At 56.9% G+C, this 1,626-nt stretch carries 1 protein-coding gene and 1 pseudogene; both read left to right on the top strand.

What is annotated here, in order from left to right:
• The first annotated feature begins 613 nt into the window (after window positions 1–613).
• On the top strand, window positions 614–1,261 hold the full coding sequence (locus AC1DWI_RS22350) for a hypothetical protein (RefSeq protein WP_477725806.1): 648 nt from the start codon (window positions 614–616) through the stop codon (window positions 1,259–1,261).
• Between the two features lie 28 nt (window positions 1,262–1,289).
• Window positions 1,290–1,626 (top strand): annotated as a pseudogene (locus AC1DWI_RS22345) (hypothetical protein); the annotation flags it as partial.

Below are 1,626 nucleotides of genomic sequence, written 5' to 3'. Positions count from 1 at the left end.
GTCGATCAGCTGCCTGCGCTGCTATGCACGCCACACAAGGGCACCACGCGATCCCAGTGGCGTGCCTACCTGCCTATCTATCACGGGCAACCAACCACCACCGACGTCCCTTGCGTGGACCTCTTCCGGTTAAAGCGCATACGACTTGCCCAGTCAATCCAACCACCATCGCCGTCTGATTGCATGAAGCCCGCCTTGACTTTGAGGCCTCGCTCGAATAGCGCGTGCTACAGCCTTCATTGACCAGCTCTGCCTCTCATACAACGAGTGTTCGACCAGTTCAAGCGACGCGGTAGTTCCAGAGAGGAACAGAGAAAAGCACCACTTGGCAGACAAACGCCATTTGTTTCTGACTCGTTACACCACTCTGGGAAATATGTCACAGAAGAAGGCTTATGGCATTCGTTACATCCAAGCCAAACCCCATCTTTCTTGTCGCCATTTCGCATAAATCCATTGTTTTCAATGACTTAAGCGTGACGTATTTACCATTTGTCGCCCGCGTTACGAATGTAAAGCCACCTTTTTTCGAAACGCCTAGTTACAGTCCATTCACGTTCAGAAAAAGCCTGAACACCCGATTCACCTTCTTATTACCGCAGAGAGGACCTTGATGAAAAAAATTGTTTTAGCAAGCGCCTTGGGCCTGGCCGGTTTGGCGGCAGCGCCAGCGCATGCAGAGTCCACATTTACCACGCCCGCAATTACGGGTTCCACAGCGACTGCACGGCTGGACTTTTCCATTGTCATTCCGCAGGTGCTGTTCCTGCGTGTCGGCACCAGCTCTGGCAATACGGCAACCGATGGCACGATCGACAGCGTGACCTTTACGGTTCCAGGCGCCAGTGTGGGTAACAGCACCGTGATCGCCGGTGTGGGCGGCGACCTCACCGCAGGTGCTGTGACGGTGCGCGTTTATGGCAACGGCGGCAACATCAGCCTCAACTCAAACACCACCGGCCCGTTGACGACCGGCACCGCCGGTGAAGTGATYCCCTGGAGCCAGATCAAYGTGGYCGGYGCMGCACTGGGAGCCACSACCGCCGGCTTTACCAATGCCGCCATYACCCACCCAGCRTTCAACCTGGGCGCAGGCGGCGGAGCTGGTACCGCCACCACATTGACGGCCACCAACCGACTTGTCCGCGTCGAAGGCAAGTGGACTTATACCTACCTCAACGCAACCTTACCCGCAGCCGGCACGTACGGCGGCACCATCGCCAAAAACGGACGAGTTACTTACACCGCCACGCAGCTCTGAACTTCAACCTTAATCCTTAGGAAACATCATGAAAAAACTCCTTCTTGTCAGCACCCTGGGCTTAACCGGCTTGCTGAGCGCTACCGCCCACGCCGAATCCACATTCACCAACCCTGCCATCGTCGGTTCGACCGCGAACGCTCGCGTGGACATGACCATCGTCATTCCACAAGTGCTGTTCCTGCGTGTCGGCACCAGCTCCGGCAATACGGCAACCGATGGCACGATTGACAGCGTTACCTTCACGGTCCCAGGCGCGAACGTCGGCGACAGCACCGTGATTGCTGGCGTGGGCGGTGACCTGACCGCAGGTGCAGTGACAGTGCGCGTGTATGGCAACGGCGGCAACATCAGCCTCAACTCAA

This window comes from Polaromonas sp. P3_C2, assembly GCF_056402675.1.
Note: the sequence above shows the minus strand (reverse complement) of the source record. Positions and strands in the feature narration are given on the sequence as shown.